The following is a 22,032-nucleotide window of genomic DNA, read 5'->3' on the forward strand; positions in this document are numbered from 1 at the left end:
TAATATTGGATGAGTATATGACCAAAACACTAGATGACTAATATGAATAAACTTATTTGTAAAATTAATTCCTTAGAATATTTTAAGAGCAAGTTTTGAAAAAAACTATTCAAAACTTGCTCCTTATTTTCTCAGATCCAACTATTTTGATACTAAAACCAACAGTAGTGAATTAGAATAATGACTTAATACTTGCTAAGACAGTAAGTACACCTACAATAATAACAAATACGTTGCTCATTTTCCCTTTGTATTTAGCTAGTACTGGCACTTTTTGAATCGCATACATCGGTAATAGACATAAGATAGCAGCAACTAAAGGACCGCTTAGAGAATCAATAAGTCCAAGAATACTTGGATTTGTATAAGCAACAAACCAGCATGATAATACAACAAAAGTAAGGATTATTGTCTTAATTGTTTTTTCTTCAATATCTTTTCCACGTGATTTACCGAACTTAATAATCATGTCACGCATTACTTCAAATGCTCCTATATAATGGCCAAGGAAAGACTTTGTAATAGCCACAAAAGCAATAATTGGAGCTGCAATAGTGATTACAGGCGAATTAAGCTCATTAGCAAGATATGAAAGAATTGATAAGTTTTGTTCTTTTGCCATTTTTATATCATCTGGAGTCAAGCTCAATGCGCTACTCCAAACGAAGAACATAACAACAGCGAATGTCATGATATAACAAACCTTTTGTATTTGCGCACATTTAGCATCAGTGGCTTCGATTCCATACGTAGCTCTCTGTTTCACAACAAATGATGAAATCATAGGTGAATGATTAAATGAGAATACGATGATTGGTAGAATCATCAATATCGTCCCAAAATAGCCTGTTCCTGTTGAAGCAGTTGAAACAGCTGAAAAACTAAGCATTGACGTATTCCACTGTGGAATTAAAGATATTGCGATAAAAAGTAGAGAAACTATGAAAGGATACACTAACATACTCATTACCTTTACAGTAATATCTTGACCAAAATTCAGTATAGCGATAAGACCAAGAACTAATACAAGTGATAAAATAGCTCTTGGAGGTTCTGGCATGTGCAATTGATGCACGATAAAACTACTTGCAGTGTTTGTAAGCGCAACCGAATACATTAGTACGATTGTATAAATTGAACCAAAATATACGATGTTAAAAATGATACTCGCTTTATTTCCGAAATACTCTCTAATTGTACCTGTGATCCCCTCATCAGCAGAATTAGAAGCGTATATCATTTTAGCAAGTGCCCTATGTGAGTAGTACATAACTGGATATGCAAGCAATGTAATTAGTAGTAAAGATAATAAACCACCTGAACCTGCATTAATCGGTAAAAAGAGCACCCCTGCTCCAATTGCAGTTCCAAATAGACTGAGTGCCCATGTAGTATCCTGCTTATGCCACTTTTTCGGATCTGCATATTGCTCATTTTTTAGTGCGGTATTTTCAGCTTGAACTTCTATTTTCTTTGCAGTATTCCCGTTCATATAATAACTCCCCCTTGTATCTATTCCTGCATCTCTCTTTACACCTAACAAATATTCCCTTTTCGGAAAATGAATTCCTTACAAGTTGCCCCACATTGTATGTCCTTCATCATAATGAATCCAAATTGAAACATTCGCTAATTAGCGTCCTAATATAATTGTTAGCGTTCACAAAAAAGTTCACTCGTAATATCCGCTCTTTATATAAAGACCCCTTAAGAGAACAATATAGAATAGACTTCATAAATACGTTGCAACATTTCTAATAACAGTGTATTACTTTAATGGTTTCTCTTTTTTACTTTTAACAGTAATTTTAGCTAAACCGGCCTCTCTTAATTTGCGAGGCATTTCTTTCTCAATTCTATACTTTACTTTCATAACTTCGGTAGCACTGATGATATTGCTTACACAAGCCACTGAAGCACATTACATACATTTCGCCTCTAATCACACACCTTTCTTACTAATAATCGCATTTTTTATATTTTCTCCAGAGATAATAAAATTTCTCTCGACGCCCTCATTATAACGTGTATATTTATAAAATTAATATTTTTATATTTTCAGAAATATTAAAGCGGAATAATTTTATATGGATAATATTTTACAGTTAGCATGTAGCCATTGTTTTTATCGCTTAAAGCTGAATTAGTTAGTAAAAAAATACAATAATACATTGTTTTTCTAGGTGACTTATTATAAAAATACTTATATCCCCTTTTATCAAAAAATTTTATTTTAAACACAAAAGATATTCTAATAAATAATTAATGTAGGTAAAAAGAAAAAAATCCCAAAATAAAAAAACCAAATTTTAGGATATATATTATTAATATTGAATTCATATACATTTTAAAAAGCTACACTGAGCAAAAAACAAAAAAGCTGCCCCATATGGACAGCTCATTTACATAATTATCGTTATCAGGAATACACAAACAAATCACTTCAATATCATCTTAATTGTAGTTTGTTCGGCTCTTCTTCAGGGATATCTCTATGTTTGTAATGAATCGTTTTTACATCATTTCCTTTTATGCGAAAAGTAATTGTGTCCCATAAGGCGGATTGTGTGCACCCTCAAAAGTTTAAATTTTAAAATCCCTCATTAACTAGCTCTTTTATCGAGTTTAATTTTGAAGAAAGCTCGATAAACCATTCTTCATCCCCTGTTAATAATGCAAGATCTATAAGATAAAGGATTTGTTCCTTATTTATTACCTTTAATTCAGGGAGTTTGTTAACGTGTTTACTAAAGAGTAAAATCGCTTCGTTTATTGTGTACTGGCCGTCACGTTTCACAATACTAACTGTAACTATATCCTCTACATCATCAAGTGATACAATATAACCAACTATTAATTCACCTTCATTTGATATTCCACGAACCCAATCTCCTACTTTTAAAACATGATTATTATTTGACATCATACCGTTTCACCTTCCTATAAATATTTTTTGTGACGATAAAAAAGATATAAAAACAAATTATACTGTAATATTTTTCATTACATTTAAGTGTTAAGAACTCACGGCTATATAATAATTAAGCCGCTTAACGCTCTTGATTGATAAGGTCAACAACTTCTTTCATTGTATAATTCTTTAAGTATTCACCTAGATGCTCTTCAGCACCTAAGAAAATAGCGAAAAGAACTTTTCGCATGTTCGAACCTACAACACACTGATTGTTTGATTCTGGACACTTCGGCTGCAAAGCACCTTCAGAGGTTATCTGATAAATATGCCAAAGATTAATTTCATCTAAATCGCGAGCGAAAATAAAACCGCCACCAGTCCCCTCTTTCGATTGTATAAACTTATGTTTTTTTAACAAACTTAGTACTTTGCGAATGCGTACTGGATGTACACCTGCACTTTCTGAAATAGCATTACTTGTTGACATCCGGTCTGGCTGTAAAGCTAAATAAGTTAAACTGTGTATGGCCAAGGTAAAGTCGCTGTTCATTGTTTTCCTCCTACAATCAAAAATATTGTTTCTCCTATATTAACATACTGTAGCCATAAACATTACAGATAGGTTAGTTGAACGTTAAAATATATAAGAACCACTCTTAGCATAAAGAAATAGATTCCATAACTTCATTTAGCTTTTTAAGTTAAAAATACATTTAAACACTCCACTGTTTCTTCACTTGTTCTTCTGCCAACTGTTTAATTTTTTTCCATATCGTATCTTTATTCACAATAACATTTGTTTGATAATTTCTATCGTTATAATTAACTGTAACGCATACTTCTATCATTTCCTTCTTCCTCCTTTCATACAAATTTCTTATCTATATTTAAGTCCTGAAAAGTCTTAGATTTAGTTAAAGCCTCTAACGTGTAACTTCACTTTTTAAATAATCCAATTTAAAAGCCCCACTGTTTTTTGACTTGTTCTTCTGCCAATTGTTTAATTTTTGTCCATATCATATCTTTACTTACAATAACATTTGTTTGATAATTTCTATCGTTATAATTGACTGTAACACATACTTCTATCATTTTCTGCTTCCTCCTTTCATACCACTTTTCCTAAAAAATATTACTTATTAATTAGCCAACTTTTGCAGTTCAATGTTTAAAAATGTTCGGACGCTACGTGGTAAAAATTTGCGAATTTCTTCTTCGTTAAAACCAATTTGCAATCTTTTTTCGTCCAGCATAATCGGGCGACGCAACATTAGTGGATGCTCAATTATTAATGTATAAAATTCATTTAGCGAGAGCTCATCAATATTTATATTTAAGTCCTGAAAAGTTTTGGATCTAGTTGAAATAATTTCAGTAGCCCCCTCTTCAGTTAAACGAAGAATCGATTTAAGCTCATCAACTGTCATAGAATTTGATACGATGTTTTTTTCAATATAATCAATTTGATGCTCTTCAAGCCATGCTTTCGCTTTTCGGCATGACGCACAGCTTGCTGTTGTATATAGAATTACCATATTTAACTCACTCCTTTAATGTTATTAAACGTACATTTTAAATATCGCTTATTGAAATGTATTAAAAAAAATTACAGTTTAGAATCAAATTCACATAATGTTAGTTATTCAGCAATGTTTCATTTATCTCTATTATTCATGCTACATTTTACAGACGTTAACAACTCACTTTTAAAAATCTTACTGTAATTTTAAACTTTACAGTTCGATTAATCAACTGTTAAGTCTTGGATTAATTTTAATAACACAACAAATTATTCTCATGTAAAATTCCCCATAGCATGATGGCTCCTTCAAAGCACATTTCACGCATTTCTTGCTTACAAGTGCTATTATGGATTATATTCATCCTAATAAATAGTACGCACTTTAAAGTGTTATAGGTACTAAAAAGGAACATATGCATTTTCAAGTGCCATTCTGCTTATTTCTCTCTTACATCGGTTATTATGACCGATATTTAGCACAATAAATAGTACGCACTTTAAAGTGTTATAGGTACTAAAAAGAAATAATTTTAGTATTACAACGGATGTAGGCTCACAACTGTAATCTAAATTCATCAAAGGAGTTTTTTTTATGAAGACATATAATATTCCTGTAGAAGCGACTTTAGAAGTTATTGGTGGAAAGTGGAAGGTTGTTATCCTTTGTCATTTAAAAAAAGGAACAAAAAGAACGAGTGAATTAAAACGTTTAATGCCTGGTATTACGCAAAAAATGTTAACGCAACAATTACGGGAACTAGAAGAAGATGGTGTAATCCAAAGGAAAGTATATGACCAAGTACCACCGAAAGTAGAGTACTCTTTAACGGATTACGGTTCGTCTTTAGGAGCTATACTTGATTCCCTCTGTTCCTGGGGAGAAGTTCATCTTGAAAAAACCGGGAACACATCCATGCTGATTACTGCTGATGAATAATAACTGTAGAAGACATAAAATAGGTTGAGACAATACTTGCCTCAACCGTTTTTTATGTCTCTTTATAATTTTTTGCCGTAATGACTGTTTCAAACTCAAAGGTTTCCGGTAAATGATCTGCGTAAGAATATTCAAAAGTTCGTCCATCCGTTAAGTAAGCTACTTGCTCAACTCGCATTAGGAAATCCTGATTTGTTAAGTTCATAAACTGCTTTTCCCTATCATCTGGGCGAATTCCTTTAACCCTGACAACAGATGTCCCTACTTCAAGACCAAGTTTATTTTGAATATGTGAGTATATCGACTCCTCTAAAACAGAAGCCTCAACACCTGGGATAACCGAAATTGGCATCCATGTATGCTCCATAATCGTCGGAATGCTGTGAATGATGCGAAGGCGAATGATTTTATAGACGAAATCACCAATTGAAACTCCCAATTTCTCAGCAACTACTTCATCAGCACCTACAATCGCAAACTCGATAATTTTACTTTCTACCTCACTACCGTAAACAGCTTTCGTACCTGTTAAAGTTTGAATCATTCGTGCCTTTTCCTGCTGATGCCAATCTTGTACCACTGTTCCACTTCCGCGCCGACGGATAATGTAGCCGTCTCTTACTAATAGATCTAGCGCTTTTTTAATCGTAAGTGCTGAAACATCGAATTCTTCAGCAAGGACGGAGCTACTCGGAATTTTTTTGTTGATTTTATATTCACCGTCTAAAATTTGCTGTTTAATCTTTTGATAAATGCCGAGGTATTTTACTTGTGTTGATCCGCTTGCCATTTCCATACCTCCTTTATACCGCAAACTCTCTTCTATTCATTCAAATGTAAAGCCTCAAGTTTGTAAACTGAAGGTGATGGGGCAGCAAATCCGTTTTCCAAGATTTCAATATTCGTTACTGCTTCTTCATCTTTCACAAGTTTTGGTGCACCATTTACAATTGTGGCATACGCTGCATCATAGAAACGACCGTAATCACCAAGCGGTGTTTTAATTTGTTTTTCAATCCAGTCACCATTTGCATTACGATACTTAGCAATTCCATAATACATCGGTGAATCTTCACCAAACCCTGCACTCTCAGGCATAATCCCCGCTTTCAAATCATTTTCTTGCTGATCTTCACCGTATTTAATAAATGATCCATTTGTTCCATGAACGATAAAGCGTGGATAATCTTTCGCTACGACATGGTTCGTTTTCAGTTTAATTTTCAGGTGATTTCCGTAATGTAGACCAACATCGAAATAGTTATCAACCGCACCTTCCATTTCATTATTACGAATATCATATGTTACCGTATCTGGACGGCCAAATAATGAAATCATACGGTCCATCGTATGAATACCTAAACTGTAAAATGAACCTTCTTCTTTTGGAGCTTCATGAGTGATTGAACCAGGACGGAAATAATCAATATGTGATTCAATCTCAATAATATCACCAAGGAATCCTTGCTCAACTACTTGCTTTACAGCTAAAAAATCACCATCAAAACGACGGTTTTGATAAGGCATAACGACTACACCTTTCTCTCGTCCTAAAGCTAATAATTCTTTCGCATGTTCTACTGTATCGCAAAATGGTTTTTCAACGATAACTGATTTTCCGGCTAGTATAACTTTTTTTGCTAATTCATAATGCGTATGTGCTGGCGTACAAATCGTCACAACTTGAATTTCTTTGTCATTCAACAATTCGTCTAAATCAGTAGTGAAGTAAACACCTTTTTCCTCATATGGAGCCGCTAATTTTTCATTTATTTGACGTACAAAAATTGTTTTTACTTTTATATTATTACGTGTCTTTAGATAAGGTAGGTGATAACGGTTAGCTGATTTTCCAAATCCAATAAAGCCCATTGTTAATGTCATGTTCTTCAACTTCCTTGCTCATAAATTTTCGTTTCTACATTTATTATATATTTTTATCTTTAAAAGTATATAGTTTTAATTTCAAAATTATATATCAAAAAGTCGAGAAAGAAATCATTTTCTGATTCCCATCTCGACTTTACGTTATAGACTTATATCCTATCATCATTTTATTTATACTCAATGACTTGAGAGCTACTTAGTTATATACTCTTATTCATACATATAAGAACGTGTCATCGGAATTGTATCATTAATCCCTTTTGTAAATACAAATTGATGTAAATCAATATTACCTGTAAAGAACGAAGCTGCACATGCATTTAAATATAAACGCCACATGCGGATAAATCGCTCATCTTTCGTTTTGCGAACTTCCTCTAGTACATTTTCATAATTTCGAGCCCAATGTTGTAATGTATTCCCGTAATGTCTACGTAAGCTTTCCACATCAACAATGAAAAATTGTTCGTTTGTCATGTTCGTGATTAATTCGTTAACAGCAGGAACATACCCACCAGGGAATATATATTTTTCAATCCAACCATTCGTAGCACCACCATTAGCCGGAGAAGTAATACAATGCAGCAGAGAAATCCCGCCATCATTTAGTAGTTTGTTAACTGTTTCAAAGTATTGCGTAATGTTGTCTTTTCCTACATGTTCGATCATACCTACACTAACAATTTTATCAAATTTACGATTCTTAATATCGCGGTAATCAAGTAAAGATACTTCAACTAAATCCGTAAGTCCCTCTTGTTTAATTCGCTCGGAAGTCTTTGCAAATTGTTCCTCGCTTAATGTTACTCCCATCGCTTTCACACCGTACTGCTTAGCGGCAGCTGTAATGAGCTCACCCCACCCGCAACCGATATCTAATAGCGTATCACCTTTTTGAAGGTTCAACTTTTTCAAAATATGATTCACTTTATTATGCTGCGCTGTCGTTAAAGAATCTTGTTCATTTTGGAAATACGCACAAGAATATGTCATTGTCTCATCAAGCCATAATTTATAGAAATCGTTCCCAATATCATAATGGTGAGCAATATCTTCTTTATTTTTTTGTTTTGAGAAATTCCATTTACTTTTGAAATATTGCAACTTACTATCACCTAAAAAGCTATCCTGCCTTTTATAAATAGATTGAATTGCTTTTTCAAGATTACCCTCTATTTCAAGGTCTCCATTCATATATGCTTCACCGAATGCAATAGAAGGATCCTTAGCAATTTCTTTTTTTGAGAGCGGCTTATGGAATGTTATATGAAATTGAGGTTCCCCTTCGCCATATTGTATTGTTTCTCCATTCCAAAGTGTAATTTGAACTGGATCTGAAAACAGATTTTTAAGTATTTTTTTATAAAAAAGTTCTTCAACCATAAAAACATCTCCTACTAAAAAATTGAACAAAAAACTATACTAGTTAATAAGTTTTTTTGAACATAGCTTAAAATCGTTATGACTTCTTGCTACGAGTGTCATTATAAAACGGTTATATTATGAAGCATAGTACGTACTTTAAAGTGATGTAGGCACTTTTAAGTACCCATGACTGAAACAGGTCCTCAAAAATTTTACTTTCCATCATAACAACTTTCTAAAGTTTTAAAACGAAAAACACCACCTCGTCATTAGGTGGTGTTTTCAATATTACATATAGAGATTTCACTTAACTTCTGTGTTTTTTCTATCTATGCATCGTTCTCCCCACGCGGTTAATTGATTTAATACATTTTGTAAAGACCACCCATAATCGGTTAGGGAGTATTCTACTCGAGGGGGAATTTCTTTGTAAATTTCACGTGTAATCACACCATCTTCTTCCAGCTCACGTAGTTGCTGCGTTAACATTCTAACAGAAATTTCAGGCATCAAACGTTGTAACTCACTCGTTCGCTTCTTCCCTTTTGTTAAGTGACATAAAATAACGACCTTCCACTTTCCCCCGATAATTTCTAAAGTTGCTTCTATAGGTATATTATATTGTTTCACGCGATCTCCTCTCCTTTTTTATAAATTCCTTATCTATTGTTACGTAAAAATAAATAATTTTCTATACGGCACATTTTAGTTCCTACAGCACAAAAAAGTACCTATATTACAAAAAAGTAATTATGCTGCTTAAAAATCTCCCTCTATACAAAAAGAAAAAACGAACGTATTCTCGTTCGTTTTTTCTTTCTTTATTCAGCTGCGGTTATAAGCATAGACGTGTTACCATTCTTTTCAAGATGATTTTCTCCCCAGTTACAAAGAGTATCGAGTATAGAATCTAAAGAATGACCGTAATCAGTTAAAGAGTATTCTACTTTTGGTGGCACTTGGTTATACACTTTTCTCTCGATTACACCATCTTCTTCTAATTCACGTAATTGTTGCGTTAACATCTTTTGTGTAATACCAGACATTAATTGTTTTAATTCGCACGTTCTCTTTTTGTCTTTCTTTAAATGACAAAGGATAACTACTTTCCACTTTCCACCGATAACCTCTAAAGTTGCCTCTACAGGAATATTGTATGTTTTCATATAAAAATCTCCTTTAATAATTTTATAAGACAAATAAGCTAAAATATTTAAATATTACTTTTAAGTATCTATAGCACCTTAAAGTACGTACTTTTTATTGTGTTAAACATGTTTCATAATAGCATACGTAAACAGCAGATGAGTAGTACGGCACCAAAAAGTACCTGTATTACTTTTTAGTATCTATATCACTTTAAAGTACGTACTTTTCATTATGTAAAATACATTTCATAATAGCATTTGTAAGAGTTGAGTGAGTCATGCAGTGTTAGAAATTACCTGTTAGTACCTGTACTTTAAAGTGAGTATTTTTATCATACATTTTGTCAGACGATGAAATGACATGTTTTCATTTTCATATCCATTCACAATGAATAAATAATTTTCAAATACATTTTAGGAGGATATCTATAATGAGTAAATTACTAAAAGAAAAAATCGGGTTTGGTACAGCACCACTAGGAAATATGTACCGTAATATCCCAGAAGAAGAAGCAATCGCTACAGTGGATGCTGCTTGGGAGAATGGCGTTCGTTACTTTGATACAGCTCCACTTTATGGATCTGGATTAGCGGAAATCCGTCTTGGTGAAGCACTGTCAAAAAGAAATCGTGATGATTACTTTTTAAGCACCAAAGTAGGTCGAACGATTTCAGATGAACTAGAAGATCCATCTGCACGTGATTTAGGTGAAAAAGGCGGACTTTTCGAATTTGGTCGCAAAAATAAAATGATCAATGACTATAGCGCAGATGCAACACTTCGTTCTATCGAGCAAAGTTTGAAACGTTTAAAAACAGATCGTCTAGACTTTGTTTTCATTCATGATTTAGCACAAGACTTTTATGGTGATGAGTGGATTTCACAATTTGAAACAGCTCGAACAGGAGCATTCCGTGCGCTAACACGTTTACGTGAAGAAGGAGTTATTAAGGGCTGGGGGCTTGGAGTAAACAAAGTAGAATCAATTGAACTTATGCTTGATTTAGAAGAAGCGAAACCAAATATATCCTTACTAGCTGGTCGCTATTCATTATTAGACCACGAACGTGCATTGCAACGAGTAATGCCTGCAGCTGTAAAGCATAATATGGATATTGTTGTTGGTGGCCCATATAGCTCAGGTATTCTTGCTGGCGGCGCTCACTTCGAATATCAAAAAGCATCGCCAGAAATTATTGCAAAAGTTGAGAAAATCAAAGCTCTTGCAGATCGTCACGAAATCAGCATCAAAGCTGCTGCACTACAATTTTCACTAGCCAATCCAGCAGTTGCTGCTGTTGTTCCTGGTGCAAGTAAACCGGAACGCATTGTAGAAGACCAAAATGCCTTAAACACAGTAATTCCAGCAGCATTCTGGGAAGAAATGCGCGAACAAAAATTAGTAGCACCTAATGCACCACTACCAATCAACGTAAAATAATAATATAACTTTAATCAGTGGGAGCATCCCCCACTGATTATTTACCCGTAAATACCGGGATGAAAAGGAGCGTAATGAATATGGCACATACTACTACATCTATGGAAATTTTTGCTTCACCGGAACAAGTATGGCAATTAATCGGAGGTTTCAACTCCCTTCCAGACTGGTTACCTTATATACCTAGCAGTAAATTAACTGAAGGCGGTCGTGTACGTCATCTAGCTAATCCAGATGGCGATACAATTATAGAACGATTAGAAGTATTCAATGATAAAGAGCGCTACTACACATATTCAATCATGAATGCACCATTCCCAGTCACTAATTATTTATCTACAATCCAGGTTAAAGGAGGTACTGAAAGGAACACATCGTTAGTAGAGTGGTCTGGTACGTTCACTCCTGTTGAAGTTAGTGATGAAGAGGCAATTAATCTGTTTCATGGCATTTACAGTGATGGACTGAGAGCATTGCAGCAAGCATTTCTAGATTGATTCATGTAATTGATTGAGACAAAAAAGTAAATTAACAGTCAAATATTCGATTTTTTTAGTTAAATTCATTATAAAAGATAAACAAATACAAATTTCATGCCTGCTTGTTAATGACAAGAAATAAAAAATACTACCTCCAAATGGAAGGTAGTATTTTTTTATTAATCAGGAAAAACAATCAATCCCTCTTCTTTTTCCTCCTGTTTTAAATCTTCTTCTGGGAAGGTTACAGTTGAATTTTTATCACCTGTTCTTTTTGTTTCTTCACCTGGAAATACGAAAGTTGAATTTTCTTTTCCTTCATTTTTTTCTACGTTATCTGGAAATACCATAGGATCATTGGTAGTCAAATCACTATGAAATCCAAGGTTAGACAAAATCGCTTTTAAATCTGGTAAAACCCCTATTTTATCAGATGATGGGTTATTAGACTTTGTGCCTGTATTAGGATTACTTAAAATTGCTCTCAATTCTTTTGGTGTATATGCCTTACCTAAATGTTCTTTAGCAATCCCTTGAATCGATACAGCAGCCCCAGCAATTATAGGCGAAGCGCTAGAAGTACCACGGAAATTAGAAGTATAACGATTAATTATGTTCTGATCTGTAACTTTTTGTCCTTTACTATTTTGATTTTGATATGTATCTAATGTATCAACATACTCTCCCCAACCATATACATCAATTCTACTACCATAGTTAGAGAAAGCTAAACGTTTATGAGGAACTCTTGCAGTAGATGCTCCCACTATAATAGCTCCTGAATCTTTAAAGTCTTGACTGTTTCGATTTAAAATCTGTTTACCATTACGGTCTTTAAATTCATCTAAATCAATCCCACCATTACCAGCTGCTTCTACAATAATAATGCCTTTATCTGTACCTTTGCGAATTGCGTTAAATATACTCGGGTATACTTCTACTGGTAAAGGGTCATCTCCATATCCATCATATTTAAAGGATTCTTCTATTAATAAAACATCTCCAGCCTGTAAAGAATCTACGGCACTTAAAATAGCATCTCTTACATCAATTCTCCCATTGTCTCGGATCACTGAAATTACTTTTGCCTTTGCTTTTGGTGCAATTCCAATGTTCCCAATCCCATTGTCAGCTGCAGAAACAACACCTAGAACTGAAGTACCATGAGAAAGATCATTACTCATTTTTCCAGACATAAATTCAATATTTTGACCGACTAAATCTTCATGATTTAATAACCAGCCTTCTTCCAAATCTACAAAAGTTGTCCCCTGACCATTCCCTCCTTTAATTCCCCAAGCATAAGGAGCATTAATTCCTAAAGGTGCCTCTTCAAGATATCCCTGTCTCGAAAATCTAGGTTCATCATAAGGATTGACTGATGATAATACAGGGAATCTCGAGCCAGTTGTTGTATTTATACTCTTATTAGAACGAACTTGTATTTTACTAGAATCGTCATTAGCAGCATGTACTGTATTTGTTACAAATGTCGTACCTACCCCAGCAAAAGTTGTAATTGCAAGTGATGATATCAACATACCTTTAAAATTTTTCATTTTTCCACCTCTAGTTTTCTATTAGAAATAACATATTTCATAATGTGTATGAACCGAAAAGCATTTTATCTTATTATGAAAATTAATAGATCTTTATAACTTTTTGATTTACATAAAAACTCCCTTCATTCTTGTAATTCAATGTGTACATTTCAAAATAACAAACTCACTGTAACTATTATAGTTACACCTTTATTGATTTTCAACTACGAAATATAAATTTTTAAAAATAAATTTATATTACTTTAAAACAGAACTCGCCTTTTAAGCACATAAAGTGAAACTTTAATCAGTGGGGTTTTTGTTCATCCCCCACTGATTATTAGCCCTCACCAATGGGGCGTTTACGGACAGTTAATGCGGGATAAAAACGCAAAATATCTGTCCAAATTACAGCGATCAATAAGTTTATGGACTGCGAAAGAAATACGAAAAAGCAAAGCACTAAGTGCTTTGCTCCTTATAAAATCCCTTTTAACTTTTCACCAATTAACTTCGCTACATACTCATAACCTTCTGGCCCAAAGTGTAATCCATCTTTTTCATCATTTTCTACAAATCTTTTATAATCCCGTTCTTGAATCATTTCAGCATACAAATTTAGAAAATAGCTTCCTGTTTCTTTTGCCACTTCCTCTACCACGTCTGCATACTGACTCAGCACTCTATTTGTTCTATTATGCTGTCTTTCTTCATCAACTGGTGCAGGACTAATCAGTAGTACTTTATCTGATGAAACTTGGTTCACAATCTTCTCTAAGTTTTCTTTATATGCTTGTAATGACACTTGAGAAAAAGAAACTGCATCATTCGTACCAAGAAAAACTGTTACGAAATCTGGTTTATATGATATTACATCTTCTTCAATTCTATTTAACGCATCGAATGTATTATCACCTGGAACACCTGCATTCTCTACTTTCCAGTTCGGCAACATTTCTTGCAAACGTGGTGTTAATCTTGGCATTCCATCAAAAAATGTTTCATCAGCTGTAATACTATCTCCAAAGCATACTAACGTTTTCATTAAGCTACTCTCCTTTTACGTATGAAACAACTTTCCTTCTATTGCTTTTATATATCTTTCAGCAGAACGTTCAACCGCCTCATTTGCATTTTCTTTTACTACTCGATGAAAAGCATTGTATAAACGATTAAACTGTAACGGCTTCACTCGATTCACCATTTCTTCCACTTTTCTCGCTGGTAGTGGAATTAAGTTTGGATAGCTGTACATGAAGCTTACCCACCGCTCATCTGCTACAACTTGAATAATATCACCTGTTAACAAAATTCCTTTTCCGTCATTACCTTCTTCCCAATGTAAGACAGATCCACCTTTAAAATGTCCCCCTAAACGATGAATGACTAATCCATCAGCTAATTGTAAAGACTCACCAGACCAATAAATAATACGACTACTCGGACGCATCACCCACTCTTTATCATCTTCATGTATATAAATTGGTACATCAAATGTCTCTGCCCATTCTACTTGCGTTGAATAATAATGAGGATGAGACAATGCAATCGCATCTAATTCGCCAAGCTCTTTTATTTTCATAATTGTCGTTTCATCTAAATACGTAATACAGTCCCACAGTAAACGATATGACTCTATTTTCACTACAAATGCCGTTTGACCGATCGCAAATCCTGGTTTTGTCGTAATACTATAAAGTCCATTTTCCTCTTCGATTATTTCATTTTTATATGTATCACCAATTTGTAAGCTTTCTAGTGTCGTCCAAGATTGTCCTTTTGGATTCACATATTGCCTCTCTTCATCACAAATATGACAACTCACCGGTTCTTCTACACTCGCTGCATACTGCACGCCACACGTTGTACAAACGAAATTTTTCATCATAATTTCCCCTATCCCTATATTTTTATTAAGCTGACTTTTGTTGATAATGATCTGCTTTTTTATTTTCAATCATTAAACTTATAAAAGTAAGTAAATAGACAACTGGAAATGACAATAGAATTACAGTAAATCCTTTTTCGCTTCTGAAACATTCATCTCACTATCTCCCCAAAAATATTTGTACTATAAAGTCACCTCAACCTCGCCCATCCAATAACGCCAAGCTGCTAAATAATTTTCTAAATCTTTCGGGTGGTGCCGTAAACATGTATCTATACGCAAATATAATCCTATGACTATTTCTTCATATAAATCACGGTCTTTTTTATGAAATACATATTGTTTCATCGCATAATCGATTGTTTCTTTTGTTAAATCTTCCGGGGTTGAACAGAACGCATAAATTAAATCGTATATAGGATCTCCTAACACTGGTAAAGGATCAATTACACCATGCAGCTTAATTCCTTGAAATATAAAATTATGAAATCCAAAATCACCATGCAATAAGAATGGCTGATTTATTCCAGTCCCCCTACTTGGACTATTTGCTAACTTAAGAACCGTTCTATACTCTTCTTCACTTATGTAACGTCTTACATTTTCATAAGCTTCTATCACATTGGTTGTTAAAAATTCATTCCAAGATTGAACCGGATTTTCTTTCCATCCCCAGCCATCAACCTCTGTAGCCACTTCATACTTATTGATAACTTCCTTTACAAGTTTACAAAGAACACTCCGTTTGTGGCTTAGTTTGCAAGAAGTTGTGCCCTCAAGGAATGAATAAACAATATAGCGATTTAAAGGTTCCTTATATAAAAGCTTTGGAAATAATTCTTCAGTTTTATAAAACTGAAGAAAATAAGCTTCTTCACGTATGACATCCGATTCATTCAACTTTACAACATATTGCTTATCTAACAAATATATAGTACTTGCCGTTCCCCCGTTTAACACTTTTACACTATTTGGATAATGTGAAATCACTTTCTCCTTAACTAGTTGTGCAGTGATTATTGAAATGTCCATTCTCTCACCCTTTAATTCGGAAGATTCCCTTAATTCAAAAGACAACTTTACTATTATTTGACAAACGCAAGGGAAATCCTCCCAACCATCCTAATATAACAAACAACAATTTTATTTTATTACAATGGCTTTCTTCCATATCTCATTTATGATAACGTGATTTTATCACTCTAAATGCTCTTCATATACTCTAATAATTTCTATTGCAGGGTCTATGTCTTGTAATTTATGAGCCAAACTTTCTACACCAAACACTTCTGTAAACGTATGACTGCCTACAATTAAATTAATCCCTTTAAATTTCGCATGTTGCACTGTATATAATGTTTTTTCACCTGTTATGTACGTGTCACACCCTTTTTCTAATGCACGTTCAATCAAATTTGTATTGTTTCCTGCACCGGTTAAAATCGCAATCCGTTTTACTGGTTTATCGTGATTTCTCCAGCTCTTCACTTTCTCTTCCATTTTTTCTTCAAGTTTTCCAACTAAGTTTGAAAAAGGAATCGCTTCTTTATATTCTCCTATTCCCGGTAGTTCTTCTTCCTCATACGTGGAATATTCCAGTATTTTATCTATCCCAATTCCGTTAAATAACGATGTACACGTGCCAAACTTTACAAAATCTAACGGCAAGTGAATCCAAAAATGATTCATTTCATATTGCTTCAATTTCTCAATACAAGCCTCTTCCATACCAAATAAAAAACTCCATGGTGCATGATGTGTAACTATCATATCGACTCCATTTTTATACGCTTCTTCAATCGTCTCTAATGTCAAATTTGTTGTGTAACCGATTTTGTGAAATTCATCTTTACTTATATGAGTAAAACCATATTCATCATCGCCGTATTTATGAAGGTCCTCTCCAAATAGTGATGTTATATGTTCGTTAAACTGCTTTATATTCATTTTATTTCTCCCTTCATTTACTTTTATATTTCATAAATAAGGAAATACTAAATTACAACGTTACATACATATAGGAGGACACATATGAAACCTGAATTTTTAAAAGCTGTACATGATGCCATTGGAAATATTGAACACATTCATATAGAAGAAAGCGGTGCTGACAGCTTACTTATTCATCATGATGATGCACAGCAATTACAACAAGTTGCTGTGGCGTTAGAAAATAATAATTTCCGCTCCGCTTTAAGAACAACTGGAAATGCTTCGTACATTGAAGTATTGAACAGATAATAAAAGTCCGGATGTATTCCGGGCTTTCTTTTTATCCCGCTATTCACTGGGCAGTAAGAGCCCCACTGATTAAAATTTCACTTTATATCGAAATTTCAAACTCTTTCACATACACCGCTGTTCCAGCAATATCTATTTGTAACTTTTCGTTTTCTATCCCTTTCGTTACATAAACAGTTACACGACCATCTTTATTTATTTCCTGTCCTTGCTCAACGATTAAACCCAATTCATGTTCAAAATCTTTCTCTAAATACTCCGCATAATACGCTCCCATTACACCTGAAGCTGTTCCTGTCACTGGATCTTCAATCGTCCCAGCGTAAGCTGATGAAAAATGACGGCCGTGCATTTGTGCTAGTTCATCATAAGTTTCTAGACAAATTGGGTGAATAGAAGCATTAGGTATTTCTTTTAATACTGATGGAAATGCAGCATTATTAGGTTTCATTCTCTCACATGCATTAAGATTTTTAATCGGTACAATTACAGTCCAATTACCAGTACTTCCATATACAATCGGTAAACTTACATCTAAATCATTTACTTCTAAACCGATACTATGAGCTAATTCTTCTTTTGAACCTGTAAATTCTTTAAACTGAGGTGCTGCCTGTCTCATTTTAATAAAGGGTTCTCCATTTTTATTTACACCTATTTGTATCGGTAAAATCCCAGCCTTCGTTTCAATCGTAAGGTTACTTTTCTCTTCTAATAAACCTTTTTCGCGCAAGGCATATATCGTCCCTACTGTCCCATGACCACATAAATCCATTTCAAAACCAGGTGTAAAATAGCGCATTCTTATATCTCCTACTTCTGAGGAAAGAACAAAAGTTGTTTCGTTATATCCAACTTTTTCAGCAATAATTTGCATTTCCTCTTCCGTTAATCCATCTGCTTCTAATACAATACCTGCTGGATTTCCCTTATTTGGTTTATTCGTAAATGCGTCGTAATGAAATACATTTATAGTCTTCATTTTCTTTTCCCCTTATTTGTCCATTTCTTTATTTTTATAATCAATAAGAAAATTGATCTAACCAACTTTCATAATCATCATTTTGGAACGGACGGATCATCAGTCTCTCTGTCTCTACCTGTAATAGCGGTAGCTTCATTTATATCTCTTCCCTCGATTGTTTTTTGAATATTCTTTATTATCTTACACAAAATACAAAATCTAGTAAATCATTATGTTTTTGATACATAAAAACCCAGTCATGCCTTATACATAACTGGGTTCTCCATCGTTTCATAATTTTCTATTTCACAAGAACTGCATCTCGTAATTCCCTCTTCAACACTTTTCCTAAAGCGTTTTTCGGTAACTCATCTATGAATACTACTTCTGGTATTTTATAACTTGCTAATTTCTCTTTACAATACTGAGTAATACTTTCTTCTGTTAATGTTGTTTCGCCATCCTTCACAAGATAAGCTCTTGGAACCTCACCCCAAAAATCATCCGGAACTCCAACTACTGCAACTTCTAAAACACCATGTATTTCATGAATAACATCTTCTACCTGATCTGGATATACGTTGTCACCACCGCGTATAATAACATCTTTATATCTTCCCATAATATGCAGGAATCCATCATCATCTATCATGCCAGCATCACCCATGTTAAACCAATTATCTTTTACTACCTTCTTTGTCGCCTTTTCATTATTCCAATATCCTTTAAACATGTATGGACTTTTCACATGAATCTCTCCAACTTCATTTGTTGTTAGTTCATGTCCTGTTTCCGGATGAACAATTTTCACCTCTACATTTTTCAAGGTCTTTCCTACAGAAGACATCTTTTCTTTTCCCATCATTGGATGCCATGAGGTTACAACCCAACCTTCTGTACTACCATAACCTTGCACCATATATATTCCTTTTTCCATATATTTTTGAATGAGTGTTTCTGGCACTTTTGTACCACCGCTTTGTGCTACTTTAAAGGTTGAAATATTACGTTCTTTTTTATTTAATTCATCAAGCATGTAACTATAAACAGCAGGGAACGCAAGCATCGTAGTAATTTTCTCTTCTTCAATCTTATCCCAAATAAGAGTAGGATTCGAATCAGCTAAGAAAATCATCGTAACGCCATGATAAATACAATTTAAAATAGAAAGCACGCCACTCATATGGAACAATGGATGCACAGATAAAAAGCGTTCACCTGCTGGGATTTCTCTTTGTCCCGCAATTTCAGCAAAATAATGATGTAAGTTTTTATGTCCAATTACACATGCTTTCGCCTGTCCAGTCGTTCCTGAAGTAAATAAGTAAATGGCGTCGTCTTCTTCATGAACTTCTACGTTCGGTTCTGTCGTTGGCTGTTTTTGCAGCTCTAATTCAAATGAACCAAAACCTTCTTTTGTCGTTTGAATTACATAAGGAATTTCTTTAACAGCATCAACATTTAATAACACTTCACTAAATTCTTCATCAATAACTAACACTTTTAATTTCGCTTCTTTTACAATCGTTTCTAATTCATATACAGTAAGCTGATGATTTAGCGGAATAAATACCGCTCCAATTTTTAAACTTGCCATCATAACGCTTGGAAATGGGTGATTATTTTTGCATAGTATTCCTATACGATCTCCTCTTTGCACACCATTATGTAACAAATAATGTGCAAGCTGATTTACTCGTTCATTATATTGCTGAAACGAATATCTTTTCTTCCCTCCTACAAGCGCTTCCAAATTTGGTGACTGCATTGCTCTCTTTTGTAATAATTGTCGCATCGTTCTCAAGTAAAACTCCCCTTTATATATGTTAGATTTTTTATTTTACCAGATTAATTATTAATTTACTAAAGATTACACTTAGTGAATATAAGAAGAATATAAAATAGCCATTTACTTCACAAGTAAATGGCTATTTTTCATTATATATTAGAATACTTCTTGTTCATTACATATTGCACATACTCAGGTGCACTTTTATCAATCTCTTCATCACTTAGTTTATATTCTGCACCATATAAATAAAAGGAAGGTATAAATTCCATACCTGTATATAGGCATGTAGCTTGGAATGGTTTCGTCAACTCATCCATTGTAATCCCACTATTTTCATAGTCTTTTTCTAATCCACCTATAGAAATAGCTACACCAAATTCTTTCCCCTTCACTTTATCTCCTTGTGATCCGTACGCAAATCCATATGTTAATACATCATCGAACCATTTTTTTAATAATGGTGGTGTGCTGTACCAGTAAAGCGGAAATTGAAATATATATCTGTCATGTTCTACTAATAACTTTTGCTCTTCTTCAATATTAAACTCCCAATCCGGTGCCACCTTATATAATTCATGCACCGTAATTTCATCTGAATGTTTCTCAAGTTCTTCTATCCATCTTTTATTAATTTTTGATTTTTCAATATGAGGGTGTGCTACAATTACAAGTGTTCTCATCATTTTCCAGCCCCTTTATAAATTAATCAATCCTTTACGTATTAGTATGAATGAGTTACATATAATTGAAAAGTACGTACTTTCAGGTACTATAGGAACCTTGAAGTACCTTTGGAGGTGTTATATGAATCAAAATGATAATTGCCCAATTGCAACAACACTCGATGTAATCGGTGGAAAATGGAAAGTTCATATTTTATGTATTTTGTCGGATGGAAAAATGCGAACAAATGAAATTAAACGAGAAATCCCAAACATTACACAAAAGGTTCTTACACAACAACTTCGGCAACTTGAAGCTGATGGGATTATCTATCGTACCGTATATCAAGAAGTACCACCAAAGGTTGAGTACACACTAAGTGAATACGGAAAATCTTTAATGCAAATAATGGATAATCTGTTTGAATGGGGAAAAGATCATCAAATTAAAAGATTACATGACTAAAAAAGCACTATATACTTTGTTTCATCCTCTACGTTCATATTTTTTATTTCTATAAAGTTTATTTTCATCATTTTTTAGCTAACTTGTTTTCTTAGATTGATGGACGTGACGCCACATCCATCAATCTAAAAAGATACAATTAGAAAAATGAGATTTCTATAAATTTTCGCATATAAACACTACTTCCGCCTCATTAAACGCTCGCTCTACTTTTTCTAATCTCAATTGTACGTAAGCTATAAAGAAGCACCCCTAAACCGAGAATTTTTTCATTATTAGACGCATTAGAACCTAAGGTAATAGTAGGTACATTTAAACCCATAAACCTTTCACTCCATTCTATAGGCATATAAAAAGATACTCCTTAAAAATAAAAAACGCTATTCTCTCTGTAAAATCATAGAAAAGAATAGCGTTTTTTATTTTGAAATAGAAGTCATTATTTAAACTAAACATGCTAATATTGATTTTGTGCGATTGTCAGTTACCTCATAATAAATTTCTAATCCTTTCCGAGTACCTGTAACCATTTTAGCAGCTTTTAGTTTAGATAAATGTTGACTAATTGTACTTTGAGGCATTTGTAAATCCCCATACATTGTTGTTACATTAGTAGGACCTTTTGCAAGCATTATTTTTACTAAAGATAGACGAACTGGATGCGCCAATACCTTTAACACCTCAGCGATTTCTTGAAACATTTCTTTTTTTTCTTTCATCTTATTTCTCCCCTTTTATATACATATTTATGTTATCCATATATATAATTCGAAGGTATATGCGT

26 protein-coding genes and 3 pseudogenes are annotated in these 22,032 nt (G+C 33.7%); 5 read left to right on the top strand and 24 right to left on the bottom strand.

All coding sequences use genetic code 11. The features are described from left to right. Window positions 1-172 precede the first annotated feature (172 nt). The 7 genes and pseudogenes from DN399_RS16505 to spxA form a co-directional block, all read right to left on the bottom strand. Window positions 173-1,492 (bottom strand): aromatic amino acid transport family protein, encoded by a 1,320-nt coding sequence (locus DN399_RS16505; RefSeq protein WP_001014168.1) that lies wholly within the window; start codon window positions 1,490-1,492, stop codon window positions 173-175. A 957-nt stretch (window positions 1,493-2,449) separates the two neighbouring features. Beyond that, window positions 2,450-2,583 (bottom strand): annotated as a pseudogene (locus DN399_RS16510) (DUF3888 domain-containing protein); the annotation flags it as partial. Window positions 2,584-2,590: 7 nt separating this feature from the next. Then, window positions 2,591-2,926, bottom strand: a complete 336-nt coding sequence (locus DN399_RS16515; protein WP_149149828.1) for an IDEAL domain-containing protein — start codon at window positions 2,924-2,926, stop codon at window positions 2,591-2,593. Window positions 2,927-3,050: 124 nt separating this feature from the next. Further along, a complete protein-coding gene (gene saiR, locus DN399_RS16520; RefSeq protein ID WP_001083465.1) occupies window positions 3,051-3,464 on the bottom strand; it encodes an Rrf2-family transcriptional regulator SaiR in 414 nt (137 codons plus the stop codon). Between the two features lie 163 nt (window positions 3,465-3,627). After that, entirely contained in the window at window positions 3,628-3,762 is a 135-nt protein-coding gene (locus tag DN399_RS16525) for a BA3454 family stress response protein (protein ID WP_023522572.1), read from the bottom strand. A 109-nt stretch (window positions 3,763-3,871) separates the two neighbouring features. Further along, complete coding sequence (locus DN399_RS16530) at window positions 3,872-4,006, bottom strand: BA3454 family stress response protein (protein ID WP_023522573.1); 135 nt, start codon at window positions 4,004-4,006, stop codon at window positions 3,872-3,874. A 47-nt stretch (window positions 4,007-4,053) separates the two neighbouring features. After that, window positions 4,054-4,449, bottom strand: coding sequence for a transcriptional regulator SpxA (spxA, locus tag DN399_RS16535; RefSeq protein ID WP_000236189.1), 396 nt, complete (start codon window positions 4,447-4,449; stop codon window positions 4,054-4,056). Window positions 4,450-5,028: 579 nt separating this feature from the next. On the opposite strand from spxA, the gene DN399_RS16540 reads away from it, so the two are divergent. Next, window positions 5,029-5,373 carry a winged helix-turn-helix transcriptional regulator gene (locus tag DN399_RS16540; protein WP_000860831.1) on the top strand — a complete coding sequence of 115 codons (345 nt, stop codon included), beginning with the start codon at window positions 5,029-5,031 and terminating at the stop codon, window positions 5,371-5,373. A 52-nt stretch (window positions 5,374-5,425) separates the two neighbouring features. On the opposite strand, the gene DN399_RS16545 is transcribed toward DN399_RS16540, so the two are convergent. The 5 genes from DN399_RS16545 to DN399_RS16565 all read right to left on the bottom strand — a co-directional run bounded on the left by DN399_RS16545 (window position 5,426) and on the right by DN399_RS16565 (window position 9,791). After that, window positions 5,426-6,163 carry a GntR family transcriptional regulator gene (locus DN399_RS16545; protein WP_006924206.1) on the bottom strand — a complete coding sequence of 246 codons (738 nt, stop codon included), beginning with the start codon at window positions 6,161-6,163 and terminating at the stop codon, window positions 5,426-5,428. A 32-nt stretch (window positions 6,164-6,195) separates the two neighbouring features. Beyond that, window positions 6,196-7,257: an oxidoreductase gene (locus DN399_RS16550; RefSeq protein WP_006924208.1), complete on the bottom strand. Its 1,062-nt coding sequence runs from the start codon at window positions 7,255-7,257 to the stop codon at window positions 6,196-6,198. Window positions 7,258-7,470: 213 nt separating this feature from the next. Then, window positions 7,471-8,643, bottom strand: a complete 1,173-nt coding sequence (locus DN399_RS16555; protein ID WP_006924209.1) for a cyclopropane-fatty-acyl-phospholipid synthase — start codon at window positions 8,641-8,643, stop codon at window positions 7,471-7,473. 285 nt (window positions 8,644-8,928) lie between these two features. Continuing rightward, a complete protein-coding gene (locus DN399_RS16560; protein WP_006924211.1) occupies window positions 8,929-9,255 on the bottom strand; it encodes a winged helix-turn-helix transcriptional regulator in 327 nt (108 codons plus the stop codon). 191 nt (window positions 9,256-9,446) lie between these two features. Next, complete coding sequence (locus tag DN399_RS16565; RefSeq protein WP_000860820.1) at window positions 9,447-9,791, bottom strand: winged helix-turn-helix transcriptional regulator; 345 nt, start codon at window positions 9,789-9,791, stop codon at window positions 9,447-9,449. Between the two features lie 413 nt (window positions 9,792-10,204). Between DN399_RS16565 and DN399_RS16570 the strand changes: the two genes are divergently transcribed. Together DN399_RS16570 and DN399_RS16575 are read left to right on the top strand one after the other, a co-directional pair. Next, window positions 10,205-11,215, top strand: coding sequence for an aldo/keto reductase (locus DN399_RS16570; protein ID WP_006924216.1), 1,011 nt, complete (start codon window positions 10,205-10,207; stop codon window positions 11,213-11,215). 80 nt (window positions 11,216-11,295) lie between these two features. Beyond that, entirely contained in the window at window positions 11,296-11,712 is a 417-nt protein-coding gene (locus DN399_RS16575) for an SRPBCC family protein (protein WP_149149829.1), read from the top strand. 161 nt (window positions 11,713-11,873) lie between these two features. Here DN399_RS16575 and DN399_RS16580 read toward each other — a convergent pair whose 3' ends face one another. From DN399_RS16580 to DN399_RS16600, 6 genes and pseudogenes are all read right to left on the bottom strand, one after another. Then, window positions 11,874-13,253, bottom strand: coding sequence for a S8 family peptidase (locus DN399_RS16580; RefSeq protein ID WP_149149830.1), 1,380 nt, complete (start codon window positions 13,251-13,253; stop codon window positions 11,874-11,876). A 460-nt stretch (window positions 13,254-13,713) separates the two neighbouring features. Next, window positions 13,714-14,280, bottom strand: coding sequence for an SGNH/GDSL hydrolase family protein (locus DN399_RS16585; protein WP_006924222.1), 567 nt, complete (start codon window positions 14,278-14,280; stop codon window positions 13,714-13,716). A 15-nt stretch (window positions 14,281-14,295) separates the two neighbouring features. Beyond that, window positions 14,296-15,123 (bottom strand): MBL fold metallo-hydrolase, encoded by an 828-nt coding sequence (locus DN399_RS16590; protein ID WP_149149831.1) that lies wholly within the window; start codon window positions 15,121-15,123, stop codon window positions 14,296-14,298. A gap of 25 nt (window positions 15,124-15,148) precedes the next feature. Continuing rightward, window positions 15,149-15,265: pseudogene (locus DN399_RS28755) on the bottom strand (DUF7010 family protein); the annotation flags it as partial. Window positions 15,266-15,306: 41 nt separating this feature from the next. Continuing rightward, complete coding sequence (locus DN399_RS16595) at window positions 15,307-16,155, bottom strand: aminoglycoside phosphotransferase family protein (RefSeq protein WP_149149832.1); 849 nt, start codon at window positions 16,153-16,155, stop codon at window positions 15,307-15,309. A 165-nt stretch (window positions 16,156-16,320) separates the two neighbouring features. Next, window positions 16,321-17,070, bottom strand: a complete 750-nt coding sequence (locus tag DN399_RS16600) for a Nif3-like dinuclear metal center hexameric protein (protein WP_006924228.1) — start codon at window positions 17,068-17,070, stop codon at window positions 16,321-16,323. A gap of 84 nt (window positions 17,071-17,154) precedes the next feature. On the opposite strand from DN399_RS16600, the gene DN399_RS16605 reads away from it, so the two are divergent. Further along, window positions 17,155-17,364 carry a hypothetical protein gene (locus DN399_RS16605; protein ID WP_000801642.1) on the top strand — a complete coding sequence of 70 codons (210 nt, stop codon included), beginning with the start codon at window positions 17,155-17,157 and terminating at the stop codon, window positions 17,362-17,364. Window positions 17,365-17,446: 82 nt separating this feature from the next. Here the strand turns inward: DN399_RS16605 and DN399_RS16610 are convergent, their stop codons facing one another. The 4 genes and pseudogenes from DN399_RS16610 to DN399_RS16620 all read right to left on the bottom strand — a co-directional run bounded on the left by DN399_RS16610 (window position 17,447) and on the right by DN399_RS16620 (window position 20,800). Then, a complete protein-coding gene (locus DN399_RS16610; RefSeq protein ID WP_006924229.1) occupies window positions 17,447-18,346 on the bottom strand; it encodes a PhzF family phenazine biosynthesis isomerase in 900 nt (299 codons plus the stop codon). 46 nt (window positions 18,347-18,392) lie between these two features. Then, window positions 18,393-18,485 (bottom strand): annotated as a pseudogene (locus tag DN399_RS28270) (GNAT family N-acetyltransferase); the annotation flags it as partial. Between the two features lie 144 nt (window positions 18,486-18,629). Continuing rightward, the gene (locus tag DN399_RS16615; RefSeq protein ID WP_094194628.1) at window positions 18,630-20,123 is read right to left on the bottom strand and encodes a class I adenylate-forming enzyme family protein; all 1,494 of its coding nucleotides are present in this window, start codon (window positions 20,121-20,123) and stop codon (window positions 18,630-18,632) included. 143 nt (window positions 20,124-20,266) lie between these two features. Continuing rightward, entirely contained in the window at window positions 20,267-20,800 is a 534-nt protein-coding gene (locus DN399_RS16620; protein WP_016123075.1) for an NAD(P)H-dependent oxidoreductase, read from the bottom strand. A 124-nt stretch (window positions 20,801-20,924) separates the two neighbouring features. Between DN399_RS16620 and DN399_RS16625 the strand changes: the two genes are divergently transcribed. Next, window positions 20,925-21,248, top strand: coding sequence for a winged helix-turn-helix transcriptional regulator (locus DN399_RS16625; protein ID WP_001072981.1), 324 nt, complete (start codon window positions 20,925-20,927; stop codon window positions 21,246-21,248). A gap of 193 nt (window positions 21,249-21,441) precedes the next feature. Here DN399_RS16625 and DN399_RS28135 read toward each other — a convergent pair whose 3' ends face one another. Then, window positions 21,442-21,597 (bottom strand): hypothetical protein, encoded by a 156-nt coding sequence (locus tag DN399_RS28135; RefSeq protein ID WP_001121202.1) that lies wholly within the window; start codon window positions 21,595-21,597, stop codon window positions 21,442-21,444. Window positions 21,598-21,691: 94 nt separating this feature from the next. Then, window positions 21,692-21,967, bottom strand: coding sequence for an ArsR/SmtB family transcription factor (locus tag DN399_RS16630; RefSeq protein WP_000660066.1), 276 nt, complete (start codon window positions 21,965-21,967; stop codon window positions 21,692-21,694). Window positions 21,968-22,032: the final 65 nt, after the last annotated feature.

The organism is Bacillus sp. AR4-2 (genome assembly GCF_008274865.1).
In the GTDB taxonomy this organism is placed as follows: domain Bacteria; phylum Bacillota; class Bacilli; order Bacillales; family Bacillaceae_G; genus Bacillus_A; species Bacillus_A cereus.